Genomic DNA, 19049 nt, shown 5'->3' with positions numbered 1-19049 from the left:
CCCCAACCCGGCTTCCGCGCGACTTCTCCACATCCACCTGCCCGCAGGCTCCGCAGCATCCGCTCGCGTCGCACGATCGACGAATACCCCGTCGAAAGGATGCCGCGATGCCCACCGTGCCCGTCTCCCTCCCCCGTCTTCGCGCCCCCGCGGCGCTCGTCCTGTGCCTGGTGCTCGCCCTCGTCGGCGCGCTGTGGACCGCACCTCCCGCTCGGGCGGCCGATCAGGGGGCGGGCTTCGGAACGTGGGCGCCGGTGTCGGCGCACGGCTGGCACGGCTCGATGCTCGTCGGCGGGGTTCACACCTACTGCATCATCCCGGGGCTCCCCCTGCCGACCGGCACCTCGGTCGACCACGGAGTGAGCGGTTCGGCGGCGGGTCTCACGCCGCATCAGCTCGCCGGGATCAACCTCGTCGTCACGAAGTACGGGCAGACCACAGACCCGGCGCAGGCGGCAGCCGTCGGATGGGCGGTCAAGTCGATCGCGAATCGAGACGCGACCCTGCACGCGTGGGGGTACCCCGGAGACTCGCTCGCCGAGGCGGTGCACTGGACGTTCTCGAAGCTCGCCCCCGAGCACAGCGACCGCGTGGGGTCGCTCGCCGAGGGTTACTACGCCGAAGGGATGGCCGTGACCGTGCCGTCGAGCTCGGCGACCCTGACGTTGACGACCGACACCGCCGATCCGCGGCGGGGCACCGTGCAGCTCGATGCCTCGGCGGCGGGAAACATCGCCCTCACGAACGCCGTGTTCGCCGACACGGGCTCGCCCGAGCGCGCCGACGCGGCCCCCGGCACCGAGTACGCGATCGTTGCCGCTCCCCCGACCGACGATGGCGCACCCTTCAGCGTTCACGCGAGAGCACACGGTTCGGCGGCCTTCGCCCCGGCCGTCCGCCACGTCACCACTCCCGGCGGTCAGGACACGGCCGGCCCCGGGGGCGACGTCGAGTTCACCGCCGAGGCGACGGATGCTGCGCCCCGCCCGGTCGTCTTCACCCCCGGTCTGACGACTCGGGTCGCCGAGCCCGAGATCGACGGTGGCGCTTTCGTCGACGACGTGACGCTCTCCGCGATCGAGGGGGCGTGGCCGCGCGCGGCCGACGGCACGTTCGTGGTGCTCCGCGCCACCGCGAAGGTCTACCGCACCGAGGCCGTCGTGCCCGAGACCGAGGCCGTACCCGCGGAGGCGAAGCACGTGGGAGACCTCGCGCTGCAGAGCGACCCGGCGACCGGGCCCGGGGTCTACCGCGTCACCTCCGAGTGGGAACTGCCCGGGCCGGGCGTCTACACCGCCGTCTGGCAGATCGATGCGAGCGAGCAGCAGCCCGCCACCGTCCCCCACCTGCCCCCCGGGTTCTCGTGGACGGAGAACTTCGGTGTCGCCGCGCAGATGGTGACCGTGGCGGCTCCTCCCCCGCCCGAGCAGCCGAAGCACGAGCAGCCCCCGGCGGCGCAGCCCCCGGCGGAACCCACGCGCACGCTGGCGGCGACCGGCAGCGACGCTCTCACGCCGCGCATCGCCGGAGCCGGCGGGGCCGCGCTGCTGCTCGGAACCGCCCTCCTGGCGCATCTTCGCCAGCGGCGGCGAGCAACAGCATCCCCCTGACCTCCCCGAACGCCGCCGTCCGCCGATGCGCGCCCCTCACGCCGTCGGCGGGCGGTCGGCCATCTCATTGCGTCCGCGGTTCGAACCATCCCTCAGAACGGGGTAGACTCGTGTGGTTGCTCCGGGGTGTGGCGCAGCTTGGTAGCGCGCGTCGTTCGGGACGACGAGGCCGCAGGTTCAAATCCTGTCACCCCGACTGAATATCATGAGCGAGAAGGCTCCGTCGCCTGACGGAGCCTTCTTTCATTCATTGGACGTCTCGTACAGGAGCCCCGTGCCCGACCTCACGCCCCGCCTCGTCGCCTTCGACCTCGACGACACCCTCGCCCCCTCGAAGACCGCGATCGACCCGCGGATCGGCGACCTCCTGATCGCCCTCGCCGAGCGCGTCGAAGTCGCCATCATCTCCGGTGGGCAACTCGCGCAGTTCCGCTCGCAGGTCGTCGAGCGGCTGCCCGCAGCATCCGCCGATCTGCTCAGCCACATGCACCTGCTGCCGACGTGCGGCACGCAGTACTACCTGCTCACACCGGCCGGCATCGAGACCGTGTACGCGCACTCGCTGACCGACGACGAGAAGACCCGCGCCCTCGCGGCGGTCGAAGAGGAGGCCCGGCGCCTCGGACTGTGGGCCAGCGAGACCTGGGGCGACATCCTCGAAGATCGCGGATCGCAGATCACGTTCTCCGCGCTCGGACAGAAGGCCCCCCTCGACGCCAAGAAGGCGTGGGACCCGACCGGAGAGAAGAAGAACACCCTGCGCGAGGCGGTCGCCGCACGCATCCCCGACCTCGAGGTGCGCTCGGGCGGGTCGACGTCGATCGACATCACCCACCGCGGCATCGACAAGGCCTACGGCATGAACCAGCTCGCCGACGCCACCGGCATTTCGCTCGACGACATGCTGTTCGTCGGCGATCGCCTCGACCCCGACGGCAACGACTACCCGGTGCTCGCGATGGGCGTCGAGTGCCACGCGGTCGAGGGCTGGGAAGACACCGCCGAGTACCTCGAGGCCCTCATCCCCACGCTCCCCGTCCGCTGAGCCGTCCGCTCAGGCCGTGACGGCCTCGGCGTAATATCCCGCGATGTGCGCTCGCACCAGCCGCTGCGCCTCCGGGGCGTCACCGCGCTCGACGGCGCCGACGATCGCGCGGTGCTCGCGAACCAGTCGTGCTGCGGTGGCGTCCCAGTCGGTCACGCGCAGTGCCCCCGCCTCGACGTAGGCGTCGATCGCGGTGCGCAGACCCACCATGATGGCGGTGACGACCGCGTTTCCGGATGCTTCCGACAGCGCGACGTGGAACGCCCGGTCGAGCGCGAGAAACTCCGCGATCGGCAGCTCCGGCCCCTCCATCTCGTGGAGGGCGGCGTGTACCTGGGTGAGGTCGGGCGCGTCGGCGGCGGCGAGCGCCTCCACGACGGCCGACTCGAGGGTGACACGCGTGCTGACGACATCGGCGATGTCGAACCCGTTCGCGGCCACCTGCAGTCGCAGCAGCGCCGACAGACCGCCGCGGGGCGTCGCCACGATCGTGACGCCCGACGTCGGCCCCGAACCCGTGCCCGTACGCACGAGCCCCAGCACCTCGAGCACGCGGATGGCTTCGCGAACGCTCGAGCGCCCGACGCCGAGCTGCACCGAGAGGTCGCGCTCGGGAGGGAGCCTGTCGCCCGGCCCGAGACGACCGGCGAGCAGATCGCCCTCGATCTTCTCGAGCACGACCTGCCAGGCACGCGGTGCCGTGTTCGGCATGTTCACCTCCGGAGGAGTCCCCACGATAGCCCGCTGCCGGGGCGGGGCGCGCGAGACGCACGTATCGGCCGAGACAACGCGCCTGGCGGTGTGTCTCGGCCGATTCGCGTGTCTCAGGCGGTGGCGGCGGCGGTGCTGTAGCCCTGGGGGTTCGTGCTCTGCCAGTTCCAGTAGTCGCGGCACGCGTCGTCGATGCCCAGGCGCGTGCGCCAACCGAGGTCGCGCGCGGCCTTCGACGGGTTGCAGTACGTCGCGGCGACGTCGCCCGCGCGGCGCGGGAGCATCTCGGTCGGCAGCTCGCGACCGACCGCCGCCTCGAAGGAGGCGATGAGCTGCAGCACACTCACGGGGATCCCCGTGCCGAGGTTGAAGATCGCGAAGCCGGGCTCGGCCTTCTCGAGGGCCGCGACGTGGCCCTCGGCGAGGTCGACGACGTGGATGTAGTCGCGCAGGCCCGTGCCGTCGGGGGTGTCGTAGTCGTTGCCGAAGACGCCGATGCGGTCGAGGGTGCCGATCGCGACGCGCGAGACGTACGGCATGAGGTTGTTGGGGATGCCCGACGGGTCTTCGCCGATCAGACCGCTCGGGTGGGCGCCGACCGGGTTGAAGTAGCGCAGCACGGTGACGTTCAGCTCGGGGTTCACCCGGGCGACGTCGGCGAGCACGACCTCGTTCATGCGCTTGGACTTGCTGTAGGCGTTCGAGAGGTCGACGCTCGTGGTCGACTCCTCGGTGAAGGGGAGGTCGGCGGGGTCGGAGTAGACGGTGCCCGTGCTCGAGAAGACGAACGAACGGATGCCGTGAGCCACCCCGGCGCGCAGCAGCGCGAACGTGGTGTCGAGGTTGTTGGAGTAGTACTTCAGCGGCTGCTGCGTCGACTCCCCCACGGCCTTGAACGCGGCGAGGTGGATGACCGCGTCGATCGGGCCGTGCTCGGCGAAGACGGCCTCCACGACCGCGTCGTCGGCGGCATCCCCCACCACCAGCGGGGCCGACCTGCCGGTGATCTGCTCCACGCGGGCGGCGGCGACCGCCTGCGTGCCCGACAGATCGTCGAGCAGCACGACCTCGTGGCCGGCGTCGAGGAGGGCTACCGCCGTGTGGGTTCCGACGTAACCGGCACCGCCGGCAAGGAGTACGCGCATGCCTCCAGGCTACCGACTTGCGGGGGCCGTCTCGCGTCGCTCAGCGCCCGTCGAGCCGCCCGCCGGACTCGGTCAGGTAGCAGACGGCGCACATCGACTCGTAGGTGACCTCGCCGGTCGTGAGCCCCTGATCGATCGCCACCTGATCGCCGTCGAACACGAAGCGTCCGTCGATCAGCCGGGCGTTGAAGATCGCCTTGCGTCCGCAGCGGCAGATCGTCTTCAGCTCTTCGAGACTGTGGGCGAGTTCGAGCAGGCGCGCGGAGCCCGGGAAGGCCTCGGTGCGGAAATCGGTGCGGATGCCGTACGCGAGCACCGGGATGTCGTCGAGCACCGCGATCCGCAGCAGGTCGTCGACCTGCGCCGGCGTCAAGAACTGGGCCTCGTCGACGAGGAGGCAGGCCACCGGGGCCTCGCCGGCGGCAGCCCGAAGGGCCTCGCGCGCGTCGGCATCGGGCGACACCAGGAAGTCGACCGTACGCGAGACGCCGAGGCGGCTCTCGATCTGGTCGGCGCCCTTCGTGTCGATCTCGGGCTTGGCGAGGAGCACTCGCTGCCCGCGCTCCTCGTAGTTGTAGGCCGCCTGCAGGAGCGCGGTCGACTTGCCGGAGTTCATCGCCCCGTAGCGGAAGTAGAGCTTGGCCACAGCCCGTGTCAGACCGAGATCGAGAGTACGCCGGCGGTCTTCGCGAGCTCCTCGCGCGCGACCTCCGGGCGCGTGTTGAGGGTCTCGCCGTAGCTCGGCACGAGCTCCTTGAGGCGCGGCTCCCAGCGAGCGATGTCGTCGGGGAAGCAGGTCTTGAGCAGACCGAGCATGATCGACACGGCGGTCGACGCGCCCGGCGAGGCGCCGAGAAGACCGGCGATCGAGCCGTCCTTCGCCGTGACGACCTCGGTGCCGAACTGCAGAACGCCGCCCTTCTTCGGGTCGCGCTTCATGACCTGGGCGCGCTGACCGGCCCCGAGCAGCTCCCAGTCCTTGCCCTCCGCCGAGGGCACGAACGTCTTGAGGCTGTCGACCTTGCGGGCGTGGGTCTTCAACAGCTCACCCACGAGGTACTTGATGAGGCCCGGGTTGTCGATGGCCACCTTCAGCATCGGCAGCAGGTTGTGCGGGCGCACCTGCGAGACGATGTCCCAGGGCGAACCGTTCTTCAAGAACTTCGGGCTGAAGGTCGCGAACGGACCGAACAGCAGCGACGTCTGCCCGTCGACCACACGGGTGTCGAGGTGCGGCACCGACATGGGCGGGGCGCCGACCGACGCCTGCGAGTAGACCTTCGCCTTGTGCTGTGCGACGAGCGCGGGGTTGTCGGTCTTCAGCCACTGCCCGCCGATGGGGAAGACCCCGTAGCCCTTGATCTCGGGAATCCCCGAGCGCTGCAGAAGCTTCAGCGCCCAGCCGCCCGCTCCGACGAAGACGAACTTCGCGGTGATATGACCGGGCGTGCGGCCCAAGGTCTCGCGGGTGGTGACCCGCCAGCCGCCGTTACCGTCGCGCTTGAGCTTTCGCACCTCGCGGTTCGTGACGACCTCGACGCCCTTCTCCTTGAGGTTCGCGAAGAGCTGGTGGGTGAGCGACCCGAAGTCGACGTCGGTTCCCGCGGGCACGCGGGTGGCTGCGAAGGGCTCGTCGCTCTTCAGCCGCTTCTTCATCAGCAGCGGCGCCCACTGGTTGATGACGCGGGAGTCCTCGCTGAACTCGATGCCCTCGAACAGTGGCTGCGTCTTGAGCGCCTCGTAGCGCTTGCGCAGGTACTCGACGTCTTTCTCACCGCGGACGAACGTCATGTGCGGGGTGGCGTTGATGAACGTCGACGGGGCGTCGAGCTCGCCCTTCTCCACCAGCGACGACCAGAACTGCCGACTCTGCTGGAACTGCTCGTTGATCGTGATCGCCTTCGCGGGATCGACCGAGCCGTCGGCAGCCTGCGGCATGTAGTTCAGCTCGCACAGCGCGGCGTGCCCGGTACCCGCGTTGTTCCACGCGTTCGAACTCTCCAGCGCGACGTCGCTCAGCCGCTCGTAGACGGCGATCTTCCAGTCGGGCTGGAGTTCCTTCAGAAACGTGCCCAGGGTGGCGCTCATGATGCCGCCACCGATGAGCAGCACGTCGATGTCTTGGCTCACCAGGCAATCCTAGGCGCGATTCAGAGGGTCGAATCGCGAGTGCGCACCGCCTCGAACAATCAGGCGTGGGCGCCCAAGCGCTCGGCGACGAGCTCGGCGATCTGCACGGCGTTCAGCGCCGCGCCCTTGCGAAGGTTGTCGTTGCTGATGAACAGCACGAGGCCCTTGCCCTCGGGGGCAGACTGATCGGCGCGGATGCGTCCGACGTAGCTCGGGTCGGTGCCGGCCGCCTGGAGCGGCGTGGGCACCTCCTCGAGCTGCACGCCGGGGGCGCTCGCGAGCAGCTCACGCGCGCGGTCGGGCGTGATGTCACGCGCGAACTCGGCGTTGATGCTGAGCGAGTGGCCCGTGAACACCGGCACGCGCACGCAGGTGCCCGCGACGCGGAGGTCGGGGAGTTCGAGGATCTTGCGGCTCTCGTTGCGGAGCTTCTTCTCCTCGTCGGTCTCGTTGTCGCCGTCGTCGACGAGGTTTCCGGCGAACGGGATGACGTCGAAGGCGATCGGGGCGATGTACTTCTCCGGCTGGGGGAAGTCCAGGGCCGAGCCGTCGCGGACGAGCCGGTCGACGTCGCCCTGCGCGAGCACCGCCTCGACCTGGCCGAGGAGTTCCTGCGCACCGGCGAGGCCCGAGCCGCTGACGGCCTGGTAGGTGCTGACGATCAGTCGCTCGAGGCCGGCCTCAGCATCCAGCACCTTCAGCACCGGCATCGCGGCCATCGTGGTGCAGTTCGGGTTGGCGACGATGCCCTTCTTCGCCTCGTCGATCGCGTGCGGGTTGACCTCGCTGACGACCAGCGGAACCTCGGGGTCCATGCGCCAGGCGCTGGAGTTGTCGATGACGAGGGCACCGGCCTCGGCGAAGCGCGGGGCGTGCGCGCGGCTGCCGGTGGCGCCTGCCGAGAACAGCGCGACGTCGATGCCCGACGGGTCGGCCGTGGCGACGTCTTCGACGATGATGTCGTGTCCGCCGAACTCGATCGACGTGCCGGCCGAGCGGGCCGTCGCGAACAGACGCAGGTCGCGAATCGGGAACGAGCGCTCGATGAGGATCTCGCGCATGACGGTGCCCACCTGGCCGGTGGCGCCGACGATGGCGAGGGAGATTCCGGAATCGGAGATGCGGGTCATGGCGTTCCTCGGATGCTGCTCGGGTCGGTTTCCGCGATTCTATCGGCGCGGCGGGTGACGCCGCCGGTCGCGAGCGTAGGAGGAGCGCCGAAGGTCGGAGGATTCCGGCCGGATCGCCCGACCTCCGGCCCTTCTCCTACCCCGGCGACACGGGTTGATGGACGATCGTTACATTCCGGGCGGGATCTCGCCCGGGGAGCGGGATCCGAGGCCTTCTGAGCGGCCTGCGCCATGTTTCCGTTCTGTAAAGGATGCGGCGTAGCGGCCGCCATTGTCGAAGCAGGCCTCGTCGGCGCCGATATCCTGGCGCCCGGACCAGCGTTGCCACCACCCCCGGCGAACCCATCGTCCACTTCCCCTCCCGGCGTCCCCCCGAACGCCCTTCTCTGCGAGGAGTCCTTATGCCCGCGAGCCTGCATTCCCTTCCCGGCCTGCCCCTGTGGGATGGAGACCGCCCCCGCGGCACCGCCACCCTCTCGTGGCAGGGCGACCGCATCACCGCGGTCGAAGAGACCGCCCCCGGCGAGTCGGAGTACAGCGTCGTCCCGGGCCTCGTCGACACGCACGTGCACCTCGACTCCTCGGCGGGAGCACCGGCGAACGACTGGCTCACGTGGCCGCTCATCACCCCCGCCTCCGAGCGGTCGCTGCATGTCGTCTCGCACGCGCGCCGTGCCGCCGCATCCGGCGTCACGACCCTTCGCGACCTCGGCGGCGGCGACGTGCAGTTCTCCGCGGCGCGCGCGCTCGCGGCCGGCATCATCCCCGGTCCGCGGCTGCTGGTGCACGGCCCGGTCGGCATGACCGCCGGGCACGGCGACCTGTTCACCCCGCCGCACTACGCGCAGCGTCCGCCCGTGGCGGACTCCCCCGACGAATGCCGTCGCCTGGTACGCCAGTGGGCGCGGTCGGGTGCGGACGGCATCAAGATCTACACCAGCGGCGGCGTGCTCTCCATGGGCGACAAGGTCGGCTGGCGCAACCAGACCGAGGCCGAGATCGCCGCGACCGTCGACGAGGCGCACGCGCTCGGAATGCTCGTCGCCGCCCACACGCACACCGCCGAGGGCGTCGACATCGCGCTGCGCTTCGAGGTCGACTCGATCGAGCACGGCACCGGCATCCTCGAGCGCCACTGGGACACACTGCTCGAACGCAACATTCCCGTCGCCCCGACGCTGATGATCAACGACGCCATCGCCGACCGCAAGATCCCGGTCAGCGACGACGCCGCCGAGAAGGGCCGCGCCGTCGTCACCGAACGCGACGCCAACTTCACCGGCGCCGCGGCCGCGGGCATCCGCTTCGTGCTGGGCACCGACGCGAACGGCGTGATGGTGCGTTTCGGCGATCAGCTCGAGGAGCTCCGCCTCATGAAGCAGTCGTTCGCCTGGACCAGCGAGCGCGCCATGCGGGCCGGAACCTCGGATGCTGCGGACGCCATCGGCCTCGCCGGCAAGGTCGGTCGCCTCCACCCCGGCCAGGGCGCCGACTTCCTCGTCGTGCGCGGAAAGCCCTGGGAGGACATCGACGATCTCACCGCCGAGAACATCGTCGCCGTCGTCGCCCGCGGTGAGCTGATCGCCGGCGCACTGCCCGCGTGAGCCCACGATTTCGCACCACTTGACCTGTTCCGCCCATGAAGGAGAACCCGTGACCACCCCTCGAACCCGCGGAGCGCGCCGCATCGCCGCTCCCCTGATCGCCGGCCTCGCCGTCCTGACCCTCGCCGGCTGCGCCGGTGGCGCCGCCGAGACCTCCGCCACGCCCGGCGCCGACGTCGCCCAGGACATCGTCTTCGCGCTCAAGGAAGACCCGACCTGCATCGACCCGCAGCAGTCGTCCGTGACGACCTCGCTCATCGTCGGACGCCAGCTCACCGACTCGCTGCTCGACCAGAACCCCGACACCGGCGAGATCGTGCCGTGGCTGGCCAGCGAGTGGGACGTGAGCGACGACCTCACCTCGTACACGTTCACGCTGCGCGACGGCGTCACCTTCAGCGACGGCACCCCGCTGACCTCCGACGCGGTGGCCGCGAACTTCGACGCCATCGTCGCGCTCGGCGCGTCCGCCTCGCTCGCGAACGGCTACCTCGCGGGATACGCGGGCACCGACGTCACCAGCGACACCGAGTTCACCGTGAACTTCTCGACCCCGAACGTGCAGTTCCAGCAGGGCGCCACGACGATCTCGCTCGGCATCCTCTCGCCCGAGACGGTGGCCGCGCCCGCCGAGACGCGGTGCGCCTCGGTGGCCGGAACGGGACCGTTCGTGCTCGACTCGTACGTGCCGAACGACTCGGTGAAGGTCGTCCGCCGCGACGGCTACGACTGGGCGTCGCAGCTGCGGCAGCACGAGGGCGAGGCCTACCTGTCTTCGGTGACCTTCCCGATCATCTCCGAGCCGAGCGTGCGCACCGGCGGCCTCGAGTCGGGCGAGTACGACGTCATCCAGGACGTCCCGTACGTCGACGAGTCGCGCTTCAGCACCGGCGACTACAACCTCTACGCCAAGGCGAACCCGGGCGTTCCCAACTCCCTCGTGATCAACACCACGCGGGGTCCGCTGGGTGACGAGGCCGTTCGCCAGGCGATCTCGAAGGGGCTCGACCGCGACCAGATCAACATCATCGCGGGCTCGATCAGCGGCCAGGCACCGACGAGCGTCCTGACCTCCTCCACCCCCGGCTACACCGACCTCGGCGACGTGCTCGCGTACGACGCCGACGGCGCGAAGGCCCTTCTCGAAGACGACGGCTGGACCCTCGGGTCGAACGGGATCTACGAGAAGGACGGCCAGCCGCTCACCGTCACGGTCACGGCCTTCTACGCGCAGGACGTGCTCGAAGCCGCGCAGATCGACCTGAAGAAGGTCGGCATCGACCTGCAGCTGAAGATGGTCTCCTCGGGCGACTTCTTCGGCGCGATCGCCTCGGGCGACTACGACATGCTCGGCGCCGCCCTCACCCGCACCGACCCCGACGCTCTGCGGACGCTCCTGTCCACCGCGTCGAAGTCGCGCTGGGGCATCGTCGACGACGCCGAGCTGGAGACGCTGCTGCAGGAGCAGTCGCAGACCGCCGACACCGCCGCACGCCAGGAGCTGGTCGACGAGATCCAGCAGATCGTCGCCGAGCGCGCCTACGTGATCCCGACGCTGGAGACCGTGCAGCTGCACGGCTCGCGCGCCGGCGTCGAAGGCATCACGTTCGACTCGGCCGCCCGCCTGCACCTCTACGACACCGCGGTGGTCTCGGACTGATGACACAGCCGGTGCAGCGCGTGGCGTCAGCGGACGGAGGAAGCAGGGCGGCGTCCGTCGCTCGCTTCCTGATCCCGAAGATCCTGCAGTGCCTCTTCGTGGTCTGGGCGACCTACACGGTCGCCTTCCTGCTGATCCACGCGCTGCCCGGCGACCCGGTACTCGCCGCCCTCTCCCTGCGGGGCGGCGACGCGACCTCGACCGATCCCGCCGAGCTCGACGCCCTGCGCGCGCGCTACGGCTTCGACGGTCCGCTCTGGCAGCAGTACTTCTCGAACCTCTTCGCCCTCGTGCGCGGGGACTTCGGCACCTCCATCGCGACCGGCCAGCCGGTCGGCGACATGATCGGGCGCGCCTTCCCGCACACCATCGCCGTGGCACTGTTCGCCCTCGTGCTCGGCTTCCTCATCGCCCTCGCGTTCACCGTGTGGGCGTACGTGGCCCGTCCGGCCTGGATGCGCGACGTCGTCGCGCAGATCCCGCCGCTCGGGATCGCGATCCCCGCCTTCCTCAGCGGGCTCGTGCTCATCACCGTCTTCTCCTTCGGGCTCGGCTGGTTCCCCGCATCCGGAACCAACGGGTTCGCCAGCGTCGTGCTCCCCGGGATCACCCTGGCGCTGCCGACCGCCGCCATCTTCTTCCAGGTCTTCTCCGCCGCCGTCTTCGACGCGGGAGCGAGCCCGTTCGTGTTCACCGCGAACGCCAAGGGCCTCGCCCAGCGCACGGTCGTGGTGCGTCACGTGCTCCGCAACGCGCTCCTCCCCTCGATCACGATCATCGGCCTGCAGATCGGCTACCTCGCCGGCGGCACCGCGGTCGTGGAGACCGTCTTCTCGCGAGACGGCATCGGCCGCCTCACCGTCGACGCGGTGCTCGCCCGCGACATCAACGTCGTGATGGGCGTCGTCATCGTCGTCGCCCTCGTCTACGCCGTCGTCACGCTCGTCGTCGACGGCCTGTACGGAGTCATCGACCCCCGCACCCGCACGCGCCTCGTCGGCCGGAAGGGAGCGACCCGATGACCGTTCTGCGCAAACCCGCCCTCATCCTCGCGATCCTCGTGCTGGCGCTCACGGCCGCGGCCCTGATCGCGCCGGAGCTGCTCGCCCCCTACGACCCGTTCGACTCCGTCGGCACGGCGCGCCTCGCGCCTCCTTCGCCGGAGCACCTCTTCGGCACCGACCACCTCGCTCGCGACGTGTTCTCGCGCGTGGTCTACGGCGCACGGCTGTCGTTGTTCGCCGCCGGACTGGCCGTCGTCGGCGGCGTGGTCGTCGGATCGATCATCGGCCTGGTCACCGGGTACGTCGGCGGAGCCGTGGACTTCATCGCCATGCGGTTCGTCGACGTGCTCATCGCCATCCCCGGCATCCTGCTCGCCCTCATCGTGGTCGCCTCGCTCGGCTTCGGTCCGCTGTCCATCGCGCTCGGGGTGGGGCTCGGCACCGCCGGCTCGTTCGCCCGCGTGATGCGCTCGCAGGTGCTGCGCGTGCGCGGCGAGGAGTACATCGAGGCCGCACGCACACTCGGCGTCCGGGGCCCCACGATCCTCGTGCGCCACGTGCTCCCCAACGCCGCCCGCCCGATCATCGCGATGGCCGCTCTCGAGCTGGCGCTGGCGATCCTCGCGGTGTCGGCGCTGAGCTTCCTCGGTTTCGGGGCGCAGCCTCCCGCGCCCGAGTGGGGCGCACTCGTCTCGGCGGGCCGCGATTTCGTCGCCACCGCACCGTGGCTCAGCCTGCTCCCGGGCGCCGTGATCCTCGCGATCGTGCTCGCGGTCAACCAGGTGTCGCGCTCGATCGGAGGAACCCGATGACCGCTCTGCTCTCCGTGACCGGGCTCCGCGTCGACTACGGCCAGGGCCGCCGCGTCACACCCGCCCTCCGCGGCGTCGACCTCGAGATCGCTCCGGGCGAGATCGTGGCGGTCGTCGGCGAGTCAGGGTCGGGCAAGAGCACGATCGCCCACGCGATCGTGCAGCTCCTCCCGACGCAGGCCCGCGTGCGCGAGGGCGAGATCCGCTTCGAGGGAGACGACCTCGGTCGTGCGCGGCCGGCCGCGCTCCGCCGCATCCGTGGCGCACGCATCGGCTTCGTCCCGCAGGACCCCTCGCACAGCCTCAACCCGCTCATGCGCGTCGGCGAACAGATCGCCGAGACGCTGCGCCGTCACCGCGACCTGTCGAAGAAGGATGCTGCGGCCAGAGCGATCGAGATCCTCGGCGAGGTCGGCATCCCCGACCCGGAGCGACGGGCGGGGCAGTACCCGCACGAACTCTCGGGCGGCCTGCGCCAGCGCGTGCTCATCGGTATCGCGTGGTCGTGCGAGCCCGCCCTCGTGATCGCCGACGAGCCCACGAGCGCCCTCGACGCCACCGTGCAGCGCCACGTGCTCGATCGGATGCAGTCACTGGCGTCGGCGCACGGCACCGCCGTGCTGCTGGTCACCCACGACCTCGCCGTCGCCGCCGACCGGGCCGACCGCATCGTCGTGGTCGAGAAGGGGCAGATCGTCGAGAGCGGAACCGCCGCGTCGGTGCTGTCGTCTCCCTCGCACCCGTACACGCAGAGGCTGGTGGCCGCCGCCCCCGGACTCAACGCGCGTCGGCTGACGCCGACCGTGGCCCCGCGCACCGCGGAGGCCCCCGACGGCGACGGGCCGCTCCTGTCGGTCGTCGGGCTCGCCAAGACCTACGGCAGCGGAACACAGGCCGTGCGCGCCGTCGAGGCGGTCGAGTTCGCCATCCCCCGCGGGTCGACGTTCTCGCTCGTCGGCGAGTCGGGGTCGGGCAAGAGCACGACCGCGCGCATGGTCGCGCGCATCGTCTCGTCCGACGCCGGGACCGTCACGTTCGACGGCACCGACATCACCGACCTCGCCGGTTCGGCGCTGCGGCAGCTGCGGCGCCGCATCCAGGTCGTCTACCAGAACCCGTTCGGATCCCTCGACCCGCGCATGACCGTCGAGCGGATCGTCGCTGAGCCGCTCCAGGCGTTCGGCGTCTCGCGCTCCGAGCGTTCCGCGGCAGTCCGGGGCCTGCTCGCCGACGTGCGCCTCGCACCGGAGCTGCTCTCCCGACGCCCCACGGAGCTGTCGGGTGGTCAGCGCCAGCGCGTGGCGATCGCGCGTGCGCTCGCGCTCCGCCCCGAGCTCGTCGTGCTCGACGAACCGGTGTCGGCGCTCGATGTGTCGGTGCAGGAGCAGGTGCTGCAGCTGCTCGTCGATCTGCAGGCCGAGCACGGGCTCACGTACCTGTTCATCTCGCACGACCTCGGCGTCATCCGGCAGGTCTCAGACCGCATCGCGGTCATGAAGGACGGCCGCATCGTGGAGCAGGCCGACGCCCGGCAGATCTTCGCCGCGCCCGGGCACGACTACACCCGCGAGCTGCTCGGAGCGATCCCCGGAGCCACGCGCGCCTGAGCGCCGTCGCGGGCGTAGGAGACGCGCCGAGCGTAGGAGGGTTTTCGGCGCATCGGCCTACGCCGGACGCTTCTCCTACGCCGGAGACCGCAGGATGCGGCGTCAGCGACCCGTGCCGGCGTGCACCGTGGCGTCGGTGTCGCCGTCGAGCCCGTAGGCCGTGTGCACGACGCGCGCAGCCTCGGCGAGGTCGTCGCCGCGCAGCACGACCGAGATGCGGATCTCGGAGGTCGAGATCATCTCGATGTTCACGCCGGTGAGGCTCAGGGCCTCGAAGAGCGTCGCCGAGACGCCCGAGTGCGTGCGCATGCCCGCACCGACGACCGAGAGCTTGCCGATCTGGTCGTCGTGGACGAGGTTCTCGAACCCGACCTCGGACTGCTCGGCGGCGAGCGCCTTGAGGGCGGTGGTCGCGTCGGTCTTCGGCAGGGTGAACGAGATGTCGGTGCGACTGGTCGCCGCTGCCGACACGTTCTGCACGATCATGTCGACGTTCGCACCCGACTTCGCGACGATCTTGAAGATGTCGGCCGCCTTGCCGGGGACGTCGGGCACACCGATGACGGTGATCTTGGCCTGGCTCAGGTCGGTGGCGACACCGGCGACGATGGGCTCTTCCATCTCTTCTCCCTCGGGGACGAGTTCGTGGTGGCGCGAACGGTCGAGCACCCAGGTGCCCTCGCTCGAGCTGAACGTGGATCGGGCGTGGATCAGCACACCGTGACGGCGGGCGTATTCCACGGCGCGGATATAGAGGACCTTGGCGCCGTTGGCGGCGAGTTCGAGCATCTCTTCGCTCGAGACACGCGAGAGCTTGCGCGCCTTCGGTACGACGCGCGGGTCGGCGGTGAAGATGCCGTCGACGTCGCTGTAGATCTCGCAGACGTCGGCGCTGAGCGCCGCGGCGAGCGCGACGGCGGTCGTGTCGGAGCCGCCGCGGCCGAGCGTGGTGATGTCGCGGGTGTCGCGGTTGAAGCCCTGGAAGCCGGCGACGATGACGATCGCGCCCTCATCGAGCGCCTCTCGCAAGCGGATCGGGGTGACGTCGACGATGCGGGCGGCGCCGTGAGTGGCGTCCGTGATCATGCCGGCCTGGCTGCCCGTGAACGAGCGCGCTTCGAACCCCATCGAGTGGATGGCCATCGCCAGCAGCGCCATCGAGATGCGCTCGCCGCTGGAGAGCAGCATGTCGAGCTCGCGCGGGGCGGGGATCGGCGCCACCTGCTGCGCGAGGTCGAGCAGTTCGTCGGTGGTGTCGCCCATCGCGCTCACCGCGACGACGACTTCGTGCCCGGCGCGGCGGGCGTCGACGATGCGCTTGGCGACGCGCTTGATGCTCTCGGCGTCGGCGACGGAGGATCCGCCGTACTTCTGGACGATCAGCGCCATGAGGGAACTCCCGGGAACGAACGGGCGGATGCTGCGCCCACCCCGCCATTCTAGGGAGCCCCGCATGCTGTGCCCGCCATGTGACGGGGGCGACCGATTCGATGCCGGATCCGGCTCGTAGACTCGAGGGGCGGCGGCGCTCGTGAGGCCGAGGAATGCGCAGCGCCCACCCGATGAACGGAGATCCACGTGCAGCAGCGACGCCGAGGACTCCTCTCCTCTCTGACCGGACTGGTCCGCTCCGACCCGTCCGACGCGCAGATGACCGCGGTGCTCCCGATCATCGACGACGCGCTGGGAGTGCGCATCCTCGATCTCGCGATCCGCATCGGCGAGTCGATGCTGGTCTCCGGAGCCACGGCGAGCGACACCACTCTCACGATCGTGCGCGTCAGCGCCGTCTACGGTCTCGACCCCGTGCACGTCGACGTCACGTACAACTCGATCACCGTCGCCTATCACCGCAGTGACGCCGCGCAGCCGCTGACCCTGATGAGGGTCGTCCGCGGATCGGCGCCCGACCACGAGCGGCTGCTGCGTCTGCAGGCGCTCGTGGCCGAGATCGACGGGGGTCTCGCCCTCGACGGAGCGGTCTCGCGGTACCGCGAGATCCGCCGCACACCGTTCCGCTACCGCCCACCCGTGGTGATCCTCGCGCAGGCGCTGCTCGCCGTCGGCGTCGCCGTGATGTTCGGGGCGAACGGGCTGCTCATCCTGCTCGCCTTCATCGCCGCCGGCCTTGCCGCCCTCACGCAGTTCGGTCTCGCGCGGGCGAAGGTGCCATTCTTCTTCAGCCAGATCGCCGGGGCGTTCGTGTTGACGCTGTTCGCCGCGCTGTCGCCGCTCCTCGCCGCGACCGGGTGGGAGATGGCGCAGTCCATCCGCCCCTCGGTCATCGTCGCCTCGGGGATCGTGCTGATGCTCGCGGGCCTCACCGTCGTCGGGGCCGCCCAGGATGCCATCGACGGCTTCGCCCTCACGGCGACCGGCCGCATCCTCGAACTCATCACGCAGACCCTGGGCGTCGTCATCGGCATCCTCGCCGGCCTCGAGACCGCGCGCGTCATCGGTTTCGGCATGGCACCGCCGAGCATGGCGCTCCCCCTCGGGCCGGTGGGCCTGCAGTTCGCCGGAGCCGCCCTCATCGCCATCGCCGTGGCCGTCTTCAACGGAGCGCGCAGCCGCATCATCATCGTCAGCGCGCTGCTGAGCCTGCTGGCGTGGTTCGGTTACGTCGCCGCATCCGCCATCGGATTCGACACCGCCGCCGCCAGCGGGGTCGGCGCGTTCGTGGGGAGCTTCGTGGGGGTGGTCGTCGCCTATCGTCTGCACGTGCCCTCGGTCGCCATCACGACCGCCGCGATCCTGCCGATGGTGCCCGGAGCCGCGGTCTTCCGAGGACTCCTGGGCGTCGTGGAGTCGGGCGAGAACACGGCGGAGCTCTTCACGGGCCTCACCACCCTCGTGGGTGCGGGCATCATCGGTGTGAGCCTCGCCGTGGGCGCCTCGCTCGGCCTCTACATCGGCGCGCCGGTGCGCGCGACGCTGCGCAGCGTCACCCGCACGCGCGCGCGCATCCGTCGGTGACTCTTTCGATTCGGTGACGTTTTCTGCACGCACAAGACGACCGCCTCGTCGCGGCCTAGTCTGGGCGCGAGCGAAGGAGACGGTCATGACCCGTAAGCGAGCGATCCTCTGGTCCTCGACCGGAGTGGTGCTCGTGGCCGTCGTGGTCGTGGCCGCTGCGCTCTTCCAGCCGTGGCGGCTGTTCACGAACACGACGGTCGACGACGCGCTTCCGCCCGGAGAGACGACATCGACGTCCACCGCGACGGCCGAGCCGGCAGCATCTGCGCCGACGGAGACTCCGGCGCCGGCCGCTTCCGCAGACCCCGTGTACACCGACCTCGCTCGGGGCTCGTTCATCACCCACGAGCACGCGACCAGCGGTTCGGTGCGCCTGGTGCAGCAACCCGACGGATCCCGCGTCTTGGCGATCGCGGGTCTCGACACCAGCGACGGCCCCGATCTGCGGGTCTGGCTCTCGGATCAGCCGGTGATCGAGGGCGTCGACGGCTGGCACGTGTTCGACGACGGGCGCTATCTCGAGCTGGGAGCGTTGAAAGGCAATCTGGGCGACCAGGTGTATGAGATCCCCGCCGATGCCGATCTCGCGGGGTTCCAGAGCGTGTCGATCTGGTGCGCGCGCTTCGCCGTCTCGTTCGGCGCGGCGACCCTGGCGCCGATCTGATCGCGTCTACCCGAAGCGTCCGTTGACGTAGTCGTAGGTGCGCGGGTCGATCGGGGCACCGAACATCGCCCCGGTGTCACCGTGCTCGACGATGTGGCCCGGCTGCCCCTGCGACGCCAGGAAGAACGCGCACTGCTGCGACACGCGCTGCGCCTGCTGCATGTTGTGCGTGACGATCACGATCGTCACCTCTTTCTGCAGCTCGCCCATCGTCTCTTCGATGACGCGCGTCGAGGTGGGGTCGAGCGCCGAGCACGGCTCGTCCATCAACAGCACCTTCGGTTTGATGGCGAGCGACCGCGCGATGCACAGACGCTGCTGCTGACCGCCCGAGAGGCCGCCGCCCGGCGCGCGCAGGCGGTCTTTGACCTCTTTCCAGAGTCCTGCGCTGGTGAGGGAGCGCTCGACGAGGTAGTCCTTCTCATCACGCGAGGCCCGCACACCCGTGAGCTTGAGACCCGCGATGACGTTGTCGTAGATCGACATCGCCGGGAAGGGGTTCGGCTTCTGGAACACCATGCCGATGTCGCGCCGCGCCTCGGTGAGTTTGCGGCTCGAGTCGTAGATGTCGACGCCGTCGAGCAGCACCTCCCCGGCGAGCGAGGCCGAGGGCACGAGCTCGTGCATGCGGTTCAGGATGCGCAAGAAGGTCGACTTGCCGCATCCGGACGGCCCGATGAGAGCGGTGACCTGCCCGGCGGGCATCGTCAGCGAGACGCGGTCGAGCACCTGGTGGTCACCGAACCACGCCGTGATCGCGTTCGCCTGGAGAGAGGCGAGGGGCTCGGCCGGCAAGACGGGCGCCGCCGCCGTCGGCAGGGGTGCCGCGGGATAGTTCGGCGTCGAGGGGGCGGGGACGTAGCCCGCCTGATCGCGGCGCAGTCGGGCGGAGTCGCTCCGACGCGACTCGGGCACCGGATCGATCACGGTAGTGATGTCGTCGGACATGGT

At 70.2% G+C, this 19049-nt stretch carries 16 protein-coding genes and 1 tRNA gene; 10 read left to right on the top strand and 7 right to left on the bottom strand.

Annotated features, from left to right (window positions below):
- Nucleotides 1-107: 107 nt before the first annotated feature.
- The 3 genes from ABTU82_RS11645 (at nt 108) to ABTU82_RS11635 (ending at nt 2655) form a co-directional block, all read left to right on the top strand.
- Nucleotides 108-1610: a hypothetical protein gene (locus ABTU82_RS11645; RefSeq protein WP_407173581.1), complete on the top strand. Its 1503-nt coding sequence runs from the start codon at nt 108-110 to the stop codon at nt 1608-1610.
- Nucleotides 1611-1732: 122 nt separating this feature from the next.
- Nucleotides 1733-1806 (top strand) — tRNA-Pro (locus tag ABTU82_RS11640).
- A gap of 78 nt (nt 1807-1884) precedes the next feature.
- Complete coding sequence (locus ABTU82_RS11635) at nt 1885-2655, top strand: HAD-IIB family hydrolase (RefSeq protein WP_407173580.1); 771 nt, start codon at nt 1885-1887, stop codon at nt 2653-2655.
- Between the two features lie 9 nt (nt 2656-2664).
- On the opposite strand, the gene ABTU82_RS11630 is transcribed toward ABTU82_RS11635, so the two are convergent.
- The 5 genes from ABTU82_RS11630 to ABTU82_RS11610 form a co-directional block, all read right to left on the bottom strand.
- Entirely contained in the window at nt 2665-3366 is a 702-nt protein-coding gene (locus ABTU82_RS11630) for a FadR/GntR family transcriptional regulator (RefSeq protein WP_116647899.1), read from the bottom strand.
- 113 nt (nt 3367-3479) lie between these two features.
- The gene (gene galE, locus ABTU82_RS11625) at nt 3480-4511 is read right to left on the bottom strand and encodes a UDP-glucose 4-epimerase GalE (RefSeq protein WP_407173579.1); all 1032 of its coding nucleotides are present in this window, start codon (nt 4509-4511) and stop codon (nt 3480-3482) included.
- A gap of 40 nt (nt 4512-4551) precedes the next feature.
- Nucleotides 4552-5157, bottom strand: a complete 606-nt coding sequence (locus tag ABTU82_RS11620) for a thymidine kinase (RefSeq protein ID WP_116647897.1) — start codon at nt 5155-5157, stop codon at nt 4552-4554.
- 8 nt (nt 5158-5165) lie between these two features.
- A complete protein-coding gene (gene mqo, locus ABTU82_RS11615; protein ID WP_240606911.1) occupies nt 5166-6599 on the bottom strand; it encodes a malate dehydrogenase (quinone) in 1434 nt (477 codons plus the stop codon).
- A 101-nt stretch (nt 6600-6700) separates the two neighbouring features.
- Complete coding sequence (locus ABTU82_RS11610; RefSeq protein ID WP_407173578.1) at nt 6701-7771, bottom strand: aspartate-semialdehyde dehydrogenase; 1071 nt, start codon at nt 7769-7771, stop codon at nt 6701-6703.
- Nucleotides 7772-8172: 401 nt separating this feature from the next.
- On the opposite strand from ABTU82_RS11610, the gene ABTU82_RS11605 reads away from it, so the two are divergent.
- From ABTU82_RS11605 to ABTU82_RS11585, 5 genes are read left to right on the top strand one after another with little or no spacing between them, the layout of a single operon-like run.
- On the top strand, nt 8173-9375 hold the full coding sequence (locus ABTU82_RS11605; protein WP_407173577.1) for a metal-dependent hydrolase family protein: 1203 nt from the start codon (nt 8173-8175) through the stop codon (nt 9373-9375).
- A gap of 49 nt (nt 9376-9424) precedes the next feature.
- Nucleotides 9425-11035, top strand: coding sequence for an ABC transporter substrate-binding protein (locus ABTU82_RS11600; protein ID WP_407173576.1), 1611 nt, complete (start codon nt 9425-9427; stop codon nt 11033-11035).
- Complete coding sequence (locus tag ABTU82_RS11595) at nt 11035-12057, top strand: ABC transporter permease (RefSeq protein ID WP_116647892.1); 1023 nt, start codon at nt 11035-11037, stop codon at nt 12055-12057. Before ABTU82_RS11600 ends, ABTU82_RS11595 begins: the two co-directional genes overlap by 1 nt.
- The gene (locus ABTU82_RS11590) at nt 12054-12851 is read left to right on the top strand and encodes an ABC transporter permease (protein WP_116647891.1); all 798 of its coding nucleotides are present in this window, start codon (nt 12054-12056) and stop codon (nt 12849-12851) included. The genes ABTU82_RS11595 and ABTU82_RS11590 overlap by 4 nt, the downstream gene beginning before the upstream one ends.
- Nucleotides 12848-14458: a dipeptide ABC transporter ATP-binding protein gene (locus tag ABTU82_RS11585; RefSeq protein WP_407173575.1), complete on the top strand. Its 1611-nt coding sequence runs from the start codon at nt 12848-12850 to the stop codon at nt 14456-14458. The genes ABTU82_RS11590 and ABTU82_RS11585 overlap by 4 nt, the downstream gene beginning before the upstream one ends.
- A gap of 102 nt (nt 14459-14560) precedes the next feature.
- Here ABTU82_RS11585 and ABTU82_RS11580 read toward each other — a convergent pair whose 3' ends face one another.
- Entirely contained in the window at nt 14561-15847 is a 1287-nt protein-coding gene (locus ABTU82_RS11580) for an aspartate kinase (RefSeq protein ID WP_116647889.1), read from the bottom strand.
- 189 nt (nt 15848-16036) lie between these two features.
- Between ABTU82_RS11580 and ABTU82_RS11575 the strand changes: the two genes are divergently transcribed.
- Complete coding sequence (locus ABTU82_RS11575; protein ID WP_407173574.1) at nt 16037-17434, top strand: threonine/serine exporter family protein; 1398 nt, start codon at nt 16037-16039, stop codon at nt 17432-17434.
- An 85-nt stretch (nt 17435-17519) separates the two neighbouring features.
- Nucleotides 17520-18098, top strand: a complete 579-nt coding sequence (locus tag ABTU82_RS11570; RefSeq protein WP_407173573.1) for a DM13 domain-containing protein — start codon at nt 17520-17522, stop codon at nt 18096-18098.
- Between the two features lie 6 nt (nt 18099-18104).
- On the opposite strand, the gene ABTU82_RS11565 is transcribed toward ABTU82_RS11570, so the two are convergent.
- Entirely contained in the window at nt 18105-19046 is a 942-nt protein-coding gene (locus ABTU82_RS11565; protein ID WP_116647887.1) for a phosphate ABC transporter ATP-binding protein, read from the bottom strand.
- Nucleotides 19047-19049 lie beyond the last annotated feature (3 nt).

This window comes from Microbacterium deferens, from assembly GCF_045517775.1.
In the GTDB taxonomy this organism is placed as follows: domain Bacteria; phylum Actinomycetota; class Actinomycetes; order Actinomycetales; family Microbacteriaceae; genus Microbacterium.
This window is presented reverse-complemented; position numbering and strand designations above follow the sequence as displayed.